This window comes from Anaerospora hongkongensis (assembly GCF_004339805.1).
GTDB classification, from domain to species: Bacteria; Bacillota; Negativicutes; order Sporomusales; family DSM-15969; genus Anaerospora; species Anaerospora hongkongensis.
Map to the genome: position 1 here is coordinate 88,148 of NZ_SLUI01000008.1, position 13,201 is coordinate 101,348.

Sequence of the window (13,201 nt, forward strand, 5' to 3'; positions counted from 1 at the left end):
CAGCAGGCGCAAAATTAAACAGACTGCTTTACTTACGTAAAACAATCTGTTCTTTGCATTTATTATTTTAATTTATCGCTGCTTGTGCACCCGGTATAGCACTAACCTTGGTTGTCCGCTTTAAAAACATACGTTCAACAACCTGACGGGTTTGTTCTTTATCCGGTATCCAGTAGCTCAAGCCGTCAATAGTAGCAAAATCACCAGGCACCATTTCTGCTTTTAAGGCGCTTGCCGGTTCATCTTTTATACTATTGGCGATTTTGACCATCGTAAAGATACTCATATCGGTCGATACATACTGCTGCAAAGTTGAAGTCAATGCAGGCAGCTTAAACACAGTGCCCACTTGGAACATTTGATCCGACAGGGTTTTTAAAAGCCGTTGCTGCCGCTGAACGCGGCCGATATCACCAAGTTCGTCGTGACGGAAGCGGACATATTGACCAGCTTTGCCGCCATCCAGATGTTGATAGCCCTTTTTTAAATGAATATCCAAATCCGCATACGGGTCCTGATAGCTCATATCCTGCTCTACATATAAATCAACACCGCCGAGAATATCAATCACTTTGATGAAGCCTTGCCAATCGGCTGCAACATAGTAATGGATCGGGATGTTGAGGAACTCCTGTACCGTTCGAACAGCCAGCGGTGCTCCACCATACGCATAAGCATGCGTGATCTTATCATAGCCTTTATATCCGGGAATTGAAACCTTCGTATCCCGGGGAATGGATAATAAATTAACAGCACCATCTTCAGGATTAATGCTGGCAACAATCATGGTGTCCGAACGCTGAACCTTCGATTGATCATCGCCATCATCGACACCAAGCAGCAGGATGTTAATCCGTTTATTTAACTTATCTTCCGCCAGCGTTGTAGTACCTTGAGGTTGACTGGCGACAGCAGGATGTTCCGTAAAGCGATTCCAGACGTATACAGCACCGGCGGCAGCCGCTGATAAGAAAGCAGCTAAAACCACCACAACTACCAGGACGCGGGACCAGCGGATTCTACGACGCGCTCTACGCATTGCGCATCCTCCTCTCTCCCTAATATCATTCATTTTTCTTTAATTTCATTAACATACTATTACGGCCTTCTACTGAAGCAATGTGAATAAGACCACCTTGGGCAATAATAAACTGCAGCGTTTGGTCATAGGCAGCAAGGACAGCATGATCCAAACTGCTTTCTGCCGTTTCTCTCAATTTATCCACTCCGGGAAAAGAGCGATTAGGCTCGATATAGTCGGCCAGAAAAACAATTTTGTCCAGCACCGTCATAGCAGGAGCGCCAGTTGTATGCAGTTTCACTGCCTGTAAAATCTGCTCATCTTCTATGCCAAAATCAGCTTTGGCCAGCTGTGCTCCAACCGGTGCGTGAAGCAACGATGGGTTGGCCATTTCAACATCACTGATCACTATATCAAACGATTGCGCCTTTTGCAACAGGATATTATTGGGCAGCTCCCGGGCGCAGTCATGAACCAGCCCGGCTATGCGCGCTTTTTCCGGATCAGCTCCATATTTTACGGCGAGTTTCCAGGCAGTTTCACTTACTCCCAGCGAGTGAGACAGCCTTTTCGGGGTCAAGCGTACCGTTAACATTTTTAGTATTTTTTCCAAGTCAATCACCTGCACGTTACGTTCTCCATAATTTCCGAAATTCCTCTTTTTTACCCTAAAATGGCGTATATTACAACAAAAAACCCCCTCATTACGAGGAGGATTTGTTGAATCAGTAAAGCCTATCAATTTTGGCGTGGTTTAGCTTCGTTTACTACAATCGTACGTCCGCCAAATTCAGTTTGATTCATTGCACTGATCATTTTCTCAGCATCACCATCTTCCACTTCCACAAAACCGAAGCCTCGGGAGCGGCCGGTTTCTTTATCTGTGATAATACGAGTGGAAATCACAGTACCGTAGGGAGTAAAAGCGTCAGCAAGGGCAGCATCAGTTGTGTTCCAGGGTAAGTTACCAACATACAAAGTCGTAGCCATTCGGGGATTCACCTCTTTCGCGAATTCAAGATTACAGCTTCATTATTTGCTATTTCCTTATTATTATGCGTACCTTTATTTGGAACGATTCTGATATAATTTTTCTTTGATAATATATTGTTCCACACTTTCCGGCACAATATAGGTAATTGATCTGCCTTCTCTTATCCGCTCCCGTATATCAGTTGACGATATTTCCAGTTCAGGTGTGGCCAGGCGGTGAATCCGCTGGCTGCCGATTTCCCCAAAGCGTTCTATAATCGTATCGATCATACTGTTGCAGCCTGGTCTGGTTGCCCCGACGAAACGGCACAGGTGCAGCAGCTCCGTAATATTATGCCAGGTAGGCAGCTCATGAATGGTATCAGTTCCTGTTATAAAATAAAATTCGGCCAGGCCGCCATATTGCTCAATTAGCGCTTTTACCGTGTCAATTGTGTAGGATGGGCCGGAGCGATCCATTTCAATCGAGGATACGCTGAAAAAGGGGTTCGAACAGGTAGCCATAACTGTCATAAGATAGCGATGAAGCATAGGAGTAATATTCGCATCCGACTTGTGAGGCGGATGCCCCGCCGGAACAAACAGAACTTCATCCAGACCATACTCCATGCGCACAGCTTCGGCTGTAACTAAATGGCCAATATGAATCGGATCAAAGGTCCCCCCCATAATTCCTAGTTTTCGCTTGTTCTGCTCCAATTTTTTCTCTCCCTTACAGTCTCATAATACTATTATAGCAGAATATGGTAACAAGAGTGAGCAAAAAAGCCATGCCGCGTACTCGGGCATGGCCGGCAATTAACGAAAGATTTCTAGTCCAATACGAATAACAGCCATTGCGGCTGCCATAATGACGGCTGCACGAAAGTAGTCGAATACATCATGTCTGGCCTTTTCTGTTCGCAAATAATTCAGGATTGCATATATGTATCCCATAAAAAACCCTTCCCGCTTTTCTCTTTAGTATGCAAAATTCGTAATTTATTCATACCGCAGAGCATCGATAGGATCAAGTAATGCCGCCTTGCGGGCAGGATAAATTCCAAAAAACAATCCAATTAAAACAGAGAAACTGAAGGCTAAAACAATAGAGGCCGTGGATACCACCGTATTCCAGCCGGCTATCTGTGATATCGCCAAAGACGCTCCCAGGCCAAGCAATACCCCGATGATTCCGCCTGTTACACCGATAACAATAGCTTCGATCAGAAATTGCAGCAAGATATTGTAGTAAGTTGCTCCCAATGCTTTGCGAATGCCAATTTCCCGTGTTCGTTCCGTGACCGAAACCAGCATAATGTTCATAATCCCAATACCGCCTACCAGCAAAGATATGGCGGCAATATTGCCCAGCAGCAGCGTAATCGTCTGCGTAGTCTCTTCAGCGGTAGCCATAACGGCAGCCAGATTGCGGACCGTAAAATCATCCGTCATCGTAAGGGATAAACGGTGACGACTGCGCAGCAGTTCCGTAATATCTTCTTGCACTTGGTTGATTTCATCGCCATTAGCCGCCTGAACGCTTATCGAATGTAAATTGGTTATCCCCATCATTCTTTCCTGTGCAGTTGTTAAGGGAATAAGCACAAGATCATCCTGATCCATACCGCCGGCAGACTGCCCTTTTGCTTCCAGGACACCGATAACCTGAAAAGGCGCCTTGTTAATACGAATGGTTTGTCCAAGCGGGTTAATTTCGCCGAACATATTATCAACTGTCGTTTTACCCAGTACTGCCACCCTGGAACGGGTATCCAAATCTTTCAGCGTAAAGAACGTACCTGCGCCTATTGCAAAATTACGAACATCCAAATATTCCGGCGTTACGCCTTGCACACTGGTGACCCAGTTTTTATTTCCATAGACCAGCTGATACTGCTTGCTGACACTGGGAGCAACAAAGCTTACGCCCGCTACCTCTCTGGCAATGGCTTGCGCATCCTTATTAGTCAAGCTATTGTTCGATCCCGCCGCCAAACGGACACCTGACGGTGATGTGGCACCTGGAGAAATGATCAGCAGGTTGCTGCCGAGGCTGGCAATAGAACTTTGCACCTTGTCCCGTACTCCCATGCCGATGGAAACCATCGCAATAACAGCACCAACGCCGATAATGATGCCCAGCATCGTTAAAACGGAACGCAGCTTATTGGCCTTCAAGCCTTCTAATGCAATGGTAATACTTTCCCAGAACATGTTTCACCTCCGCTTCCGGTCATCGCGCACAATCTGCCCATCTCTTACCAGAATAATCCGTTTTGCATGATCCGCTATCTCCGGCTCGTGCGTAACCAGAATTACCGTGCGGCCTTGCGTATTTAACTCATTAAAAATGTCCATAATTTCTTCGCCCGACTTTGAATCCAAATTGCCTGTAGGCTCATCAGCCATAATAATGGTAGGGTCATTAATCAGCGCTCTGGCTATGGCCACACGCTGACGCTGCCCTCCTGACAATTCATTCGGCTTATGATCAAGCCGGTTGCCCAAACCGACTAATGCCAGCGCGGCTGCTGCTCGGGTTAAGCGGTCGCTTTTGGCAACATTGCCATACACTAACGGCAGAGCAACATTCTGCAATGCCGACATGCGTGGCAGTAAATTAAAATTTTGAAAAACAAAACCAATCTTTTTATTGCGGGTTTTCGCCAGCTGATCATCGGTAAGTGCAGCAACTTCCTGGTTATCCAAACAATAAGATCCGCTGGATGGACGATCCAGGCAGCCTAGTATATTCATCAAAGTCGATTTTCCGGATCCTGAAGGTCCCATGATCGCCGCAAAGTCACCTGCCATGATTTGTAACGAAACACCGGCTAAGGCATGAACCTGCTGATCTCCCATCTGGTAGACTTTCGTAACACCGGTTAATGAAATCGTCATCCTCTGCCTCCTGCGCCTTGCATTGCAAAAAAATTTACACTGTCCAATTCTTTCCCAACTTTGCCAAGACACTACCGGCCGAACATCCCCCGCGCGGCACCGGAATTATTGGGTCCTGTTTTAGCCTGCGGCAGAATAAGCTGATCTCCGTCTTTCAAGCCGCTAAGCACTTCCACTTTGTCATCGCCCATCAAGCCTGTCGTAACAGTTACATTCTGCGGCTGCCCGTCCTGCAATACTTGTATGTACCGGCCGGCTTTATTCTCTTTTACCACTGTTAAAGGAACTAAGAGCGCATTTTTAACCTCACCGGCATGAATAGTAACACGGGCTGTCATTGTCGGCTTTAATCCCGCTGCCGCATCTACATCAATAATAACCGGGTAATAGACAACATTTTGCTGAATATTCGCCTTCTGCGATATATTGGAAACGGTACCGGTAAACGTACGGCCCGAATATGCATCCACGGTAAAGGTTACCTGCTGGCCTTCGACCACTTTGCCGATATCGGATTCATCTACCTGTGTTTCGATTTGCATTTTCGACATGTCCGCAATCGTCATTAAAACCATTGGCGTTGAGATACCGGGGGCCACCGTCTGGCCTGCCGGAATCGGCTTGCCAATGACAGTACCGGATATGGGCGCTTTAATAATTGTATCCCCTAGCTGTGCCACTGCATCATCACAAGCGGCCCTGGCCACCTCATATTCCATTCTGGCAGCATCCAGCTGCTGTAAGGCAATAGCGCCTGAGGCACCTAAACGTTCCAGACGCTCCAAGTTGGCTGCCGCATTATTCAGTTTTGACTGAGCTTGCATCACCATCGCCCGTAAATGAGTATCGTCAAGTACGGCGAGTACCTGTCCTGCCGTTACCTGTTCATTCTCATTAACGCCTACCTGCCTGATCAGCCCGGTGATTTTTGAGCTGATGTCCACACTGTTCACCGGTTTAATTGTACCTGTTGCCGACACATACGAGATAAGATCGCCCCGTTCAACAGCAGCAGTCCGGACATTTACCGCCGGCTTATTTTTATTTTGGTACCAAGTATAGCTTAATTGAGCAGTTCCTGCTATAACAAGTATAGCAATCAGCCAGCTTTTGTACTTCAATATTGTATTTCCTAGTGCAGCCATAGGCATACCTCCATCCATAATTATCTAGTACTCTCTTATTGTACGGTGTAGGGACAATACCGTCAATGAAGTTAAATAAAAATGAGGGTAGCACAAACGCTTTTGTAAAGCATTTGCGCCACCCTCATTTTTCCCGCTTTTATCAGCGAATCTGGCCGTCACCATAGATAACATACTTCGTACTAGTCAATTCGGGCAGCCCCATCGGGCCGCGGGCATGCATTTTTTGCGTGCTGATGCCAATCTCGGCACCAAAGCCGAATTCGAAACCATCTGTGAAACGGGTAGATGCATTGATATAAACAGCAGCAGCATCTACCTCCTGCAGAAAACGGCGTCCATTCGCATAATCACTGGTAACGATTGCTTCGGAATGACGTGTGCTGTAAGCAGCAATATGCTCCAGTGCAGTATCCATATCCGGAACGATTCGAATCGATAAAATAAGATCGTGATATTCGGTAGCCCAGTCCTCTTCTGTTGCAGGCTGGACAGCCTCGTGATACTTCCGGGTCTCCGGGCAGCCGCGCAGCTCCACACCGGCCTGGTGATAATCTGCCAATAGCGCAGGCAGCACTGCCGCAGCAGCGGCTTGATGAACAAGCAGCGTCTCCATTGAATTGCATACTGCCGGGCGGGAAACTTTCGCATTAAAAGCAATTTTATGTGCCATTTCCACATCAGCAGATGCATCGATAAAAGTATGACAAACGCCGGTGCCTGTTTCAATAACCGGTACCGTGCTATTTTCTACTACGGTCTTGATCAGACCTGCTCCGCCGCGGGGAATAATGACATCCAGATATTGATTCAGTTTGAGCAAAGCATTGACAGCCTGCCGGTCCGTTGTTTCGATTAACTGAACAGTACCCGCCGGTAGCCCAGCCACCTTGCCAGCCTCAGTTAAAATCTTTACAATGGCGGTATTCGAATGAATTGCTTCCGAGCCGCCGCGCAAAATGCACGCATTACCCGATTTCAGACACAAGCCTGCCGCATCGACGGTAACATTGGGACGTGCTTCATAAATAATGCCAATAACACCCAGCGGAACACGCATTTTACCAATGTCCAGGCCATTGGGGCGGTGCTGCATGCCAAGCACTTCTCCAATTGGGTCAGGCAAAGCAATAATTTGACGCAAGCCTTCCGCCATAGCTGCAATACGTGCCTCATTCAGCATTAGCCTGTCAATAAGAGAGGCGGTCATTCCCTTATCCTTACCATTTTGAATATCAATTGCATTAGCAGCAAGAAGGACAGCACTGTGTTGTTCCAAAGCACTGGCCATAGCCGCCAAGCCTTTATTCTTTATAGCTGTTGATAGTGTAGCTAATTTACGGGCTGCCTGTTTCGCCTGCCGCCCCTTGTCAGTTAACTCTGCTAGGTACTCCATAGCCTCTCCTCCTTATACCAATACTACCATATTATCGCGATGGATAACTTCATCATATAGTTTGCTGCCCAGCTTTTCTATTATATCCTGAGTCCGGACACCAGCAATTTTACGCACATCATCGGAGCCGTAATTGACCACGCCACGGGCTATTTCCCTGCCTTCACTGTTTAAAACGCGGATGGTGCTGCCTTGCTCAAATTCTCCGTCAACCTCAGTAATCCCGGCAGGCAGCAAGCTGGAGCCGGTAGTGACAATAGCCTGCTCGCAGCCTTTGTCAACAACCACCGAGCCGCGAATCCGGGCCCCAAATGCCAGCCAGCGCTTCCGGATATGCAGCCGGCTCTCCTTGGATAAAAATAAAGTCCCTACATTTGAGCCGCTCAGCACTTCCCTCACCACGCCATCACGGAAGCCTGAGGCAATAACCATCACCACCCCGGAATTAACGGCGATTTTCGCAGCTTGTATTTTGGTGTACATCCCGCCGGTACCGCGCATTGATCCCGGACCACCGGCTAAATCCTCAAGTTCAGGCGTAATATCACTGATCTCAGGAATCAGGGCGGCTGTCGGGTCACTTTGCGGGTTAGCGGTAAAAACCCCTTCTACATCAGACAGAATAATCAATACATCGGCGTCAACAATACTTGCAACCATTGCCGAAAGAGTATCATTATCACCGATCTTCAACTCATCTACCGCTACGGCATCATTTTCATTAATGATAGGAATTACACCCATACTCAGCAGTGTCAATAGTGTATTGCGGGAATTAGCATAGCGTTTTCGATTAACGGAATCCTCCCTGGTCAAAAGAACCTGAGCAACAATTTGACCGTATTCACCAAAAATCTTTTCATACGTATGGAGCAATATCCCTTGTCCCACCGCAGCGGCAGCCTGCTTTTCCGGTATCGTCTTAGGCTTTTCTTTCAATCCCAGACGATCCATGCCGGCACTTACCGCTCCTGAGGTTACTAAGATAATTTCCTTACCCTGATTCGCTAGATCCGCTAGCTCTCGCACCAGATTTTCGATCCGCTGAAAGTTTAGTTTTCCCGTTGAATGGCTCAGCGTACTAGTCCCTACTTTGATGACAATCCGCTTTGCAGTAGGAATATTGCTTCTGGTAAGCATAATCCTCTCCCCTTATGACGGCAGCTCTATCCGGCTTTTTTCTTCATTGCGCTTGTATAAAAGCCCGTTGCGGCCAATTACCTGCACTAATTGTGCGCCTGTTTCCTCTGCTAAATATTGGAGCGCATCCTTTGGCTCTTCCGGGCAATTACGCAGCACCCGTACTTTTATCAGTTCACGGGCCTGTAGAGCGTCTTGTGCGCTTTGTGCCACCGAGTCAACTACACCGCCTTTGCCGATCTGTACAACCGGATCAAGTACACTGCCCATTGCCCGTAAATGTCGTTTTTGTTTTCCTGTCAGCATATCTAGTCCCAAACTCTCCCTTATGGTCTAAATTCAAATTCCATTTCTTTGATCCGAACGGTATCCCCTTCTTTTATGCCCCGTTCTTTAAGTGCTTCATCAATGCCTTGTTTACGCCAGATGTTTTGGAAGCGCCTGAGACCCTCGTCATCTTCGAAGTTTGTCATGGCGACCAATTTCTCCAGGTTTTTGCCTTCGACAACATACGCTCCGTCATCATCTCTGCGGATACTATATTCTTCATTGGGCGTAGGCTCATAAACGACTACATCTTCCGTAGCTTCCGGTTCTTCTACATACTCGGAAAGCATTTTCCATGCCCGGTCCATTAACTCCGGCATTCCCTCACCCGTAGCGGCAGAGATAGGGAAAATCTCCCGGCCTTCTGCTTTCATAAACTCCGCTACCCGGGCAAAGTTTTCCTGACCTTCAGGCAAGTCCATTTTGTTTGCCGCAATAATTTGCGGTCTGCGAGCTAAACGTTCATTATATTGCTGAAGCTCATGGTTTATTTTCTTATAGTCTTCAATAGGATCACGGCCTTCTATGCCGGACACATCCAATACATGGATCAGTACACGGGTACGCTCAATATGACGCAGGAAATCATGCCCTAAACCGACTCCTTCATGGGCTCCTTCAATAAGCCCCGGTATATCGGCCAGCACAAAGCTTTGTCCTTCCCGCAGGCTTACCACTCCCAGGATCGGACTTAGCGTAGTAAAATGATAGGCAGCGATTTCCGGCTTGGCAGCAGATACGCGTGCCAATATACTCGACTTACCAACACTGGGATACCCTACGAGACCGACATCGGCTAATACCTTCAATTCAAGCGTCAGCCAGCGCTCAGCACCCGGCTCACCACGCTCGGCAAATGTAGGAGCCCGGTTGACGCTGTTGACAAAGCGGGCATTGCCGCGTCCGCCGCGTCCGGCTCTTGCTACCACTACTTCCTGACCAACTTCCGTAAGGTCAGCTAAAACCCGGCCTGTTTCCTCGTCCCTGGCAACAGTTCCCGGCGGGACGGAAATGTACATCGGCTCTGCGCCCCGGCCATGCATATTACTGGTTTGACCATTTCCGCCGGGCTGTGCCTTAAATTGCCGCTTGTAGCGAAAATCGATCAATGTGTTCAAGTTTTCGTCAACGACTAATATAACGTCGCCGCCCCGGCCGCCGTCACCGCCGCTAGGGCCTCCTTTGGGAACATACTTTTCCCGCCGGAAGCTGGACATACCATTACCGCCGTCACCAGCTTTAACAAAAATTCGTGCGCGATCAATAAACATGAAAATCATCCTTTAATGTGGAATCCAAAAAATACCTGCTTACTTTAATATGTACGGGTCAGCCATTTTCTACTCATGCTCCTGCTTTCAACTGACCGGTTAATTCTTCTGCCTTGACTGTCAGCTCTTCTGTCACCAGACGGTTAGGATCTTTTGACAGTTCTTCAATATATATGAGCGCCTTATCCATTTTGCCTAATTGAATCATGGCATGAATAACCTGTAGATGATTAATAAAATCATGGCGTTGCATTTTCAACAACAGGAGCACTTCCTCCTGTACTTCAAGTTTAGCCATACATCGATCAGTCCTTCCTTATTATCGACACAATGTTATCTTCTTCGCTTAATATAGTAAAAATCCTACCAAGAGAAGGTCGCTCACGATAAAAAGGATAAAAAAAAAGCAAAAACCTGCGGCGGTATGCCGCAGGTCAAGACTTTATAGGATTACATTGCAGTTTCTTCTACAGGATATACGCTTACCTGACGGTCAACGCGGCCTTTACGTTCAAAAGAAACTTTCCCTGCGATTTTAGCAAATAGCGTATCATCGCTGCCAATGCCTACATTATGTCCTGGATGGAATTTAGTGCCACGTTGACGGACGATAATGCTGCCGGCAGTTACAACTTCGCCTGCCTGGCGTTTTACACCAAGACGTTGAGCAGCACTGTCACGACCGTTCCGTGAACTACCAACACCTTTTTTATGCGCAAATAACTGAAGGTCAAATTTAAACATCTCATTCACCTCCTGTGTTCTTGAATTTGAACACTTTTAGGATAAGTGCCGGCGATTTCCTTGATCCCAAGCAACATAGTTTCAAGAATAGCCTGCGTTCGTTCATCCGGCGGACCGGTTAGTTCCATAAGAAGTCTTCCGCTCGTGATTTCAAGTTTCATTTGGCGTTGTAAACAGCGATCAAGCCCTAAAACAGCAGCCTGCGTCAATGCAGATACACCGGCACAGACAATGTCCTGTCCTTTGGGAGCAGTATTGGCATGTCCGCTTACGCGAAATCCAATTATGCTTTCCTCTGCTTCTCGCGTAATCTGTACTTTAATCATTAAGCTTCGATCTTTTCAATCACAACTTTAGTGAAAGGCTGACGATGGCCTTGACGTTTGCGGTAGTTGGATTTGGCTTTGTATTTGAAGACAAGAATCTTCTTTCCTTTGCCATGTTCAACTACTTTCGCAGTAACTTTAGCTCCTGCTACTAACGGTCTGCCGATTACGACTTCGCCTTCTTTAACTACAGTCAGAACACGGCCAAATTCAACCGCTTCTCCTTGATTAGCTTCCAGCTTTTCGATCGTTACTACATCGCCTTCAGTTACACGGTATTGTTTACCGCCTGTTTCGATAATTGCGTACATGATTACACCTCCCTTGCTTATATACTCGCCGAATACGGTATCCTTACGGATTTTAAAACCTCTCCGTGCGGTTTGGGACAGTAAGTATAGGTACTTACATCATGAAATTGTAACATACTGCCAGCTTGTTGTCAATAATTCGTAGTACCTTGGCCGCATTATATTTGAGGCAGGTTGAGGTACTAGTCCTTAACGGACAGTATGGAAAAACTTTCGGCATGCTGCGACGGCGCCGCCTCAATCGTAATCGTCCGGGAAAACTCTTGTTCAAACCGTTCTTTTTCCCCTTTGCGCAGCAATATCTCTGCTACCCGGGGATGAACCTGTACCAGCAGATTCCCTTTTACATGCTGCCGGTGAACAAGATGCCGCAGCTTGCGCAGCACATGAATTGCCACTGTTTCGGCTGACATGATCCGCCCCCGGCCTTCACAGCAGGGACATTCATTATACAAAGATTGATCCATATTCTGTCTGGCTTTTTTCCGGGTCATCTCAACGAGTCCCAGGCTGGTAAGACCTAAAATACTTGTCTTAGTCCGGTCTTCTTTTACCCTTTGCTCCAGTGCTGCTAAGACGGCCTTTTTTTGCTCTTCCTTATCCATATCGATAAAGTCAATAATAATGATCCCGCCAATATCCCGCAGTCTGATCTGACGGGCAATTTCTGCCGCCGCCTCGAGGTTGGTTTGAAAAACAGTCTCAGATAAACTGGTACGTCCGACAAACTTCCCGGTATTTACATCAATAACCGTCAGGGCTTCGGTATGATCAATCACAATATAACCGCCGCATTTCAGCCAGATTTTTCGTTTGGCCAGCTGCTCAATTTCCTCAGCTATGTTATAAAAAGAAAAAATATCCTCCGCTCCCTGATACAGCTGTACCCGCTGCACCAGCTCCGGTGAACTGAAATTCAGCAAATCACATACCCGTCCGTATGCTTCCCGGCTGTCAAGAATAAACTCGGCCACATCAGGCGACAAATAGTCGCGAACAATACGGATGACTAAATCCACATCACGAAACAACAGCGCCGGAGCGGCCGAACGCTTTGCTCTCGCCGTGAGAGCGTTCCAAAAATTCAACAAATACGCAATATCTTTGGCAATATCATCTTCACTTTTTCCTTGAGCCACTGTGCGTACGATTAACCCCATTCCCTGAGGGCGCACATTTTCGGCAACCTGTTTCAGGCGCTCCCGCTCCGCCTCGCTGTCAATCCGCCGAGAAATACCGATATAATCTACTGTCGGCATTAATACGACGAATCGCCCGGGCAAAGTAATCTGTGTAGTCACGCGAGGTCCCTTTGTCCCCATCGCATCCTTGACAATTTGCACAACTATTTCCTGACCTGCGGTTACGTTGGGGCGTTGTCCGCCAGAATCAGAAGCTGTGCGTGGTAGATCTCCCAAATATAAAAATGCATTTTTATCCCGGCCAATATCGACAAATGCAGCTTGCATACCAGGTAAAATATTTTTAACTTTACCTTTATAAATATTGCCAACAATGTGTCCGCTTTCGCTGCGTTCAACGGAAACTTCCGCCAAGTGTCCATTTTCGACCAGCGCCATACGCGTTTCTTCCGCCATGATATTGGCAATAATCGTCTTTGTCATGCCCCTCCCCCCTCGTACA

General features: G+C 47.2%; 17 protein-coding genes. All 17 read right to left on the minus strand.

Going from position 1 to position 13,201, the window contains the following annotated elements; genetic code table 11:
- Positions 1 to 67: 67 nt before the first annotated feature.
- The 17 genes from EV210_RS12885 to EV210_RS12960 all read right to left on the minus strand — a co-directional run bounded on the left by EV210_RS12885 (position 68) and on the right by EV210_RS12960 (position 13,182).
- Positions 68 to 1,039, minus strand: a complete 972-nt coding sequence (locus EV210_RS12885) for an LCP family protein (RefSeq protein ID WP_132081128.1) — start codon at positions 1,037 to 1,039, stop codon at positions 68 to 70.
- Positions 1,040 to 1,064: 25 nt separating this feature from the next.
- On the minus strand, positions 1,065 to 1,649 hold the full coding sequence (gene yqeK / locus EV210_RS12890; RefSeq protein ID WP_243650542.1) for a bis(5'-nucleosyl)-tetraphosphatase (symmetrical) YqeK: 585 nt from the start codon (positions 1,647 to 1,649) through the stop codon (positions 1,065 to 1,067).
- Between the two features lie 110 nt (positions 1,650 to 1,759).
- Positions 1,760 to 2,011, minus strand: a complete 252-nt coding sequence (locus tag EV210_RS12895) for an RNA recognition motif domain-containing protein (protein ID WP_132081131.1) — start codon at positions 2,009 to 2,011, stop codon at positions 1,760 to 1,762.
- A 75-nt stretch (positions 2,012 to 2,086) separates the two neighbouring features.
- Positions 2,087 to 2,713, minus strand: a complete 627-nt coding sequence (gene nadD / locus EV210_RS12900; protein WP_132081134.1) for a nicotinate-nucleotide adenylyltransferase — start codon at positions 2,711 to 2,713, stop codon at positions 2,087 to 2,089.
- A gap of 99 nt (positions 2,714 to 2,812) precedes the next feature.
- Positions 2,813 to 2,950 carry a hypothetical protein gene (locus EV210_RS22665; protein WP_165898893.1) on the minus strand — a complete coding sequence of 46 codons (138 nt, stop codon included), beginning with the start codon at positions 2,948 to 2,950 and terminating at the stop codon, positions 2,813 to 2,815.
- A gap of 45 nt (positions 2,951 to 2,995) precedes the next feature.
- Positions 2,996 to 4,210 carry an ABC transporter permease gene (locus EV210_RS12905; protein WP_132081137.1) on the minus strand — a complete coding sequence of 405 codons (1,215 nt, stop codon included), beginning with the start codon at positions 4,208 to 4,210 and terminating at the stop codon, positions 2,996 to 2,998.
- Positions 4,211 to 4,213: 3 nt separating this feature from the next.
- Positions 4,214 to 4,897, minus strand: coding sequence for an ABC transporter ATP-binding protein (locus EV210_RS12910; protein ID WP_132081140.1), 684 nt, complete (start codon positions 4,895 to 4,897; stop codon positions 4,214 to 4,216).
- Positions 4,898 to 4,968: 71 nt separating this feature from the next.
- Positions 4,969 to 6,042, minus strand: coding sequence for an efflux RND transporter periplasmic adaptor subunit (locus EV210_RS12915; RefSeq protein WP_132081142.1), 1,074 nt, complete (start codon positions 6,040 to 6,042; stop codon positions 4,969 to 4,971).
- A gap of 142 nt (positions 6,043 to 6,184) precedes the next feature.
- Positions 6,185 to 7,438, minus strand: coding sequence for a glutamate-5-semialdehyde dehydrogenase (locus EV210_RS12920; RefSeq protein ID WP_132081145.1), 1,254 nt, complete (start codon positions 7,436 to 7,438; stop codon positions 6,185 to 6,187).
- Positions 7,439 to 7,450: 12 nt separating this feature from the next.
- On the minus strand, positions 7,451 to 8,578 hold the full coding sequence (proB, locus tag EV210_RS12925; protein ID WP_132081148.1) for a glutamate 5-kinase: 1,128 nt from the start codon (positions 8,576 to 8,578) through the stop codon (positions 7,451 to 7,453).
- Positions 8,579 to 8,590: 12 nt separating this feature from the next.
- Positions 8,591 to 8,884 (minus strand): ribosome assembly RNA-binding protein YhbY, encoded by a 294-nt coding sequence (gene yhbY / locus EV210_RS12930; protein ID WP_132081573.1) that lies wholly within the window; start codon positions 8,882 to 8,884, stop codon positions 8,591 to 8,593.
- A gap of 20 nt (positions 8,885 to 8,904) precedes the next feature.
- Positions 8,905 to 10,176 carry a GTPase ObgE gene (gene obgE / locus EV210_RS12935; RefSeq protein WP_132081151.1) on the minus strand — a complete coding sequence of 424 codons (1,272 nt, stop codon included), beginning with the start codon at positions 10,174 to 10,176 and terminating at the stop codon, positions 8,905 to 8,907.
- 73 nt (positions 10,177 to 10,249) lie between these two features.
- Complete coding sequence (locus tag EV210_RS12940) at positions 10,250 to 10,474, minus strand: Spo0B domain-containing protein (protein WP_132081154.1); 225 nt, start codon at positions 10,472 to 10,474, stop codon at positions 10,250 to 10,252.
- A 152-nt stretch (positions 10,475 to 10,626) separates the two neighbouring features.
- Positions 10,627 to 10,920: a 50S ribosomal protein L27 gene (gene rpmA, locus EV210_RS12945; RefSeq protein WP_132081157.1), complete on the minus strand. Its 294-nt coding sequence runs from the start codon at positions 10,918 to 10,920 to the stop codon at positions 10,627 to 10,629.
- A 5-nt stretch (positions 10,921 to 10,925) separates the two neighbouring features.
- Complete coding sequence (locus EV210_RS12950; RefSeq protein WP_132081160.1) at positions 10,926 to 11,246, minus strand: ribosomal-processing cysteine protease Prp; 321 nt, start codon at positions 11,244 to 11,246, stop codon at positions 10,926 to 10,928.
- Positions 11,246 to 11,557, minus strand: coding sequence for a 50S ribosomal protein L21 (gene rplU, locus EV210_RS12955; RefSeq protein ID WP_132081163.1), 312 nt, complete (start codon positions 11,555 to 11,557; stop codon positions 11,246 to 11,248). Before rplU ends, EV210_RS12950 begins: the two co-directional genes overlap by 1 nt.
- Before the next feature lie 182 nt (positions 11,558 to 11,739).
- Positions 11,740 to 13,182 (minus strand): Rne/Rng family ribonuclease, encoded by a 1,443-nt coding sequence (locus tag EV210_RS12960; RefSeq protein WP_132081166.1) that lies wholly within the window; start codon positions 13,180 to 13,182, stop codon positions 11,740 to 11,742.
- Positions 13,183 to 13,201 lie beyond the last annotated feature (19 nt).

Coding starts and splice junctions, on each gene's coding strand:
- EV210_RS22665 (WP_165898893.1), bottom strand. CDS start 2,950: ATGGGATACATATATGCAATCCTGAATTATTTGCGAACAGAAAAGGCC.
- EV210_RS12885 (WP_132081128.1), bottom strand. CDS start 1,039: ATGCGTAGAGCGCGTCGTAGAATCCGCTGGTCCCGCGTCCTGGTAGTT.
- rpmA (WP_132081157.1), bottom strand. CDS start 10,920: ATGTTTAAATTTGACCTTCAGTTATTTGCGCATAAAAAAGGTGTTGGT.
- EV210_RS12960 (WP_132081166.1), bottom strand. CDS start 13,182: ATGACAAAGACGATTATTGCCAATATCATGGCGGAAGAAACGCGTATG.
- EV210_RS12905 (WP_132081137.1), bottom strand. CDS start 4,210: ATGTTCTGGGAAAGTATTACCATTGCATTAGAAGGCTTGAAGGCCAAT.
- obgE (WP_132081151.1), bottom strand. CDS start 10,176: ATGTTTATTGATCGCGCACGAATTTTTGTTAAAGCTGGTGACGGCGGT.
- EV210_RS12910 (WP_132081140.1), bottom strand. CDS start 4,897: ATGACGATTTCATTAACCGGTGTTACGAAAGTCTACCAGATGGGAGAT.
- EV210_RS12920 (WP_132081145.1), bottom strand. CDS start 7,438: ATGGAGTACCTAGCAGAGTTAACTGACAAGGGGCGGCAGGCGAAACAG.
- rplU (WP_132081163.1), bottom strand. CDS start 11,557: ATGTACGCAATTATCGAAACAGGCGGTAAACAATACCGTGTAACTGAA.
- yhbY (WP_132081573.1), bottom strand. CDS start 8,884: ATGCTGACAGGAAAACAAAAACGACATTTACGGGCAATGGGCAGTGTA.
- EV210_RS12940 (WP_132081154.1), bottom strand. CDS start 10,474: ATGGCTAAACTTGAAGTACAGGAGGAAGTGCTCCTGTTGTTGAAAATG.
- proB (WP_132081148.1), bottom strand. CDS start 8,578: ATGCTTACCAGAAGCAATATTCCTACTGCAAAGCGGATTGTCATCAAA.
- EV210_RS12895 (WP_132081131.1), bottom strand. CDS start 2,011: ATGGCTACGACTTTGTATGTTGGTAACTTACCCTGGAACACAACTGAT.
- EV210_RS12950 (WP_132081160.1), bottom strand. CDS start 11,246: ATGATTAAAGTACAGATTACGCGAGAAGCAGAGGAAAGCATAATTGGA.
- EV210_RS12915 (WP_132081142.1), bottom strand. CDS start 6,042: ATGGCTGCACTAGGAAATACAATATTGAAGTACAAAAGCTGGCTGATT.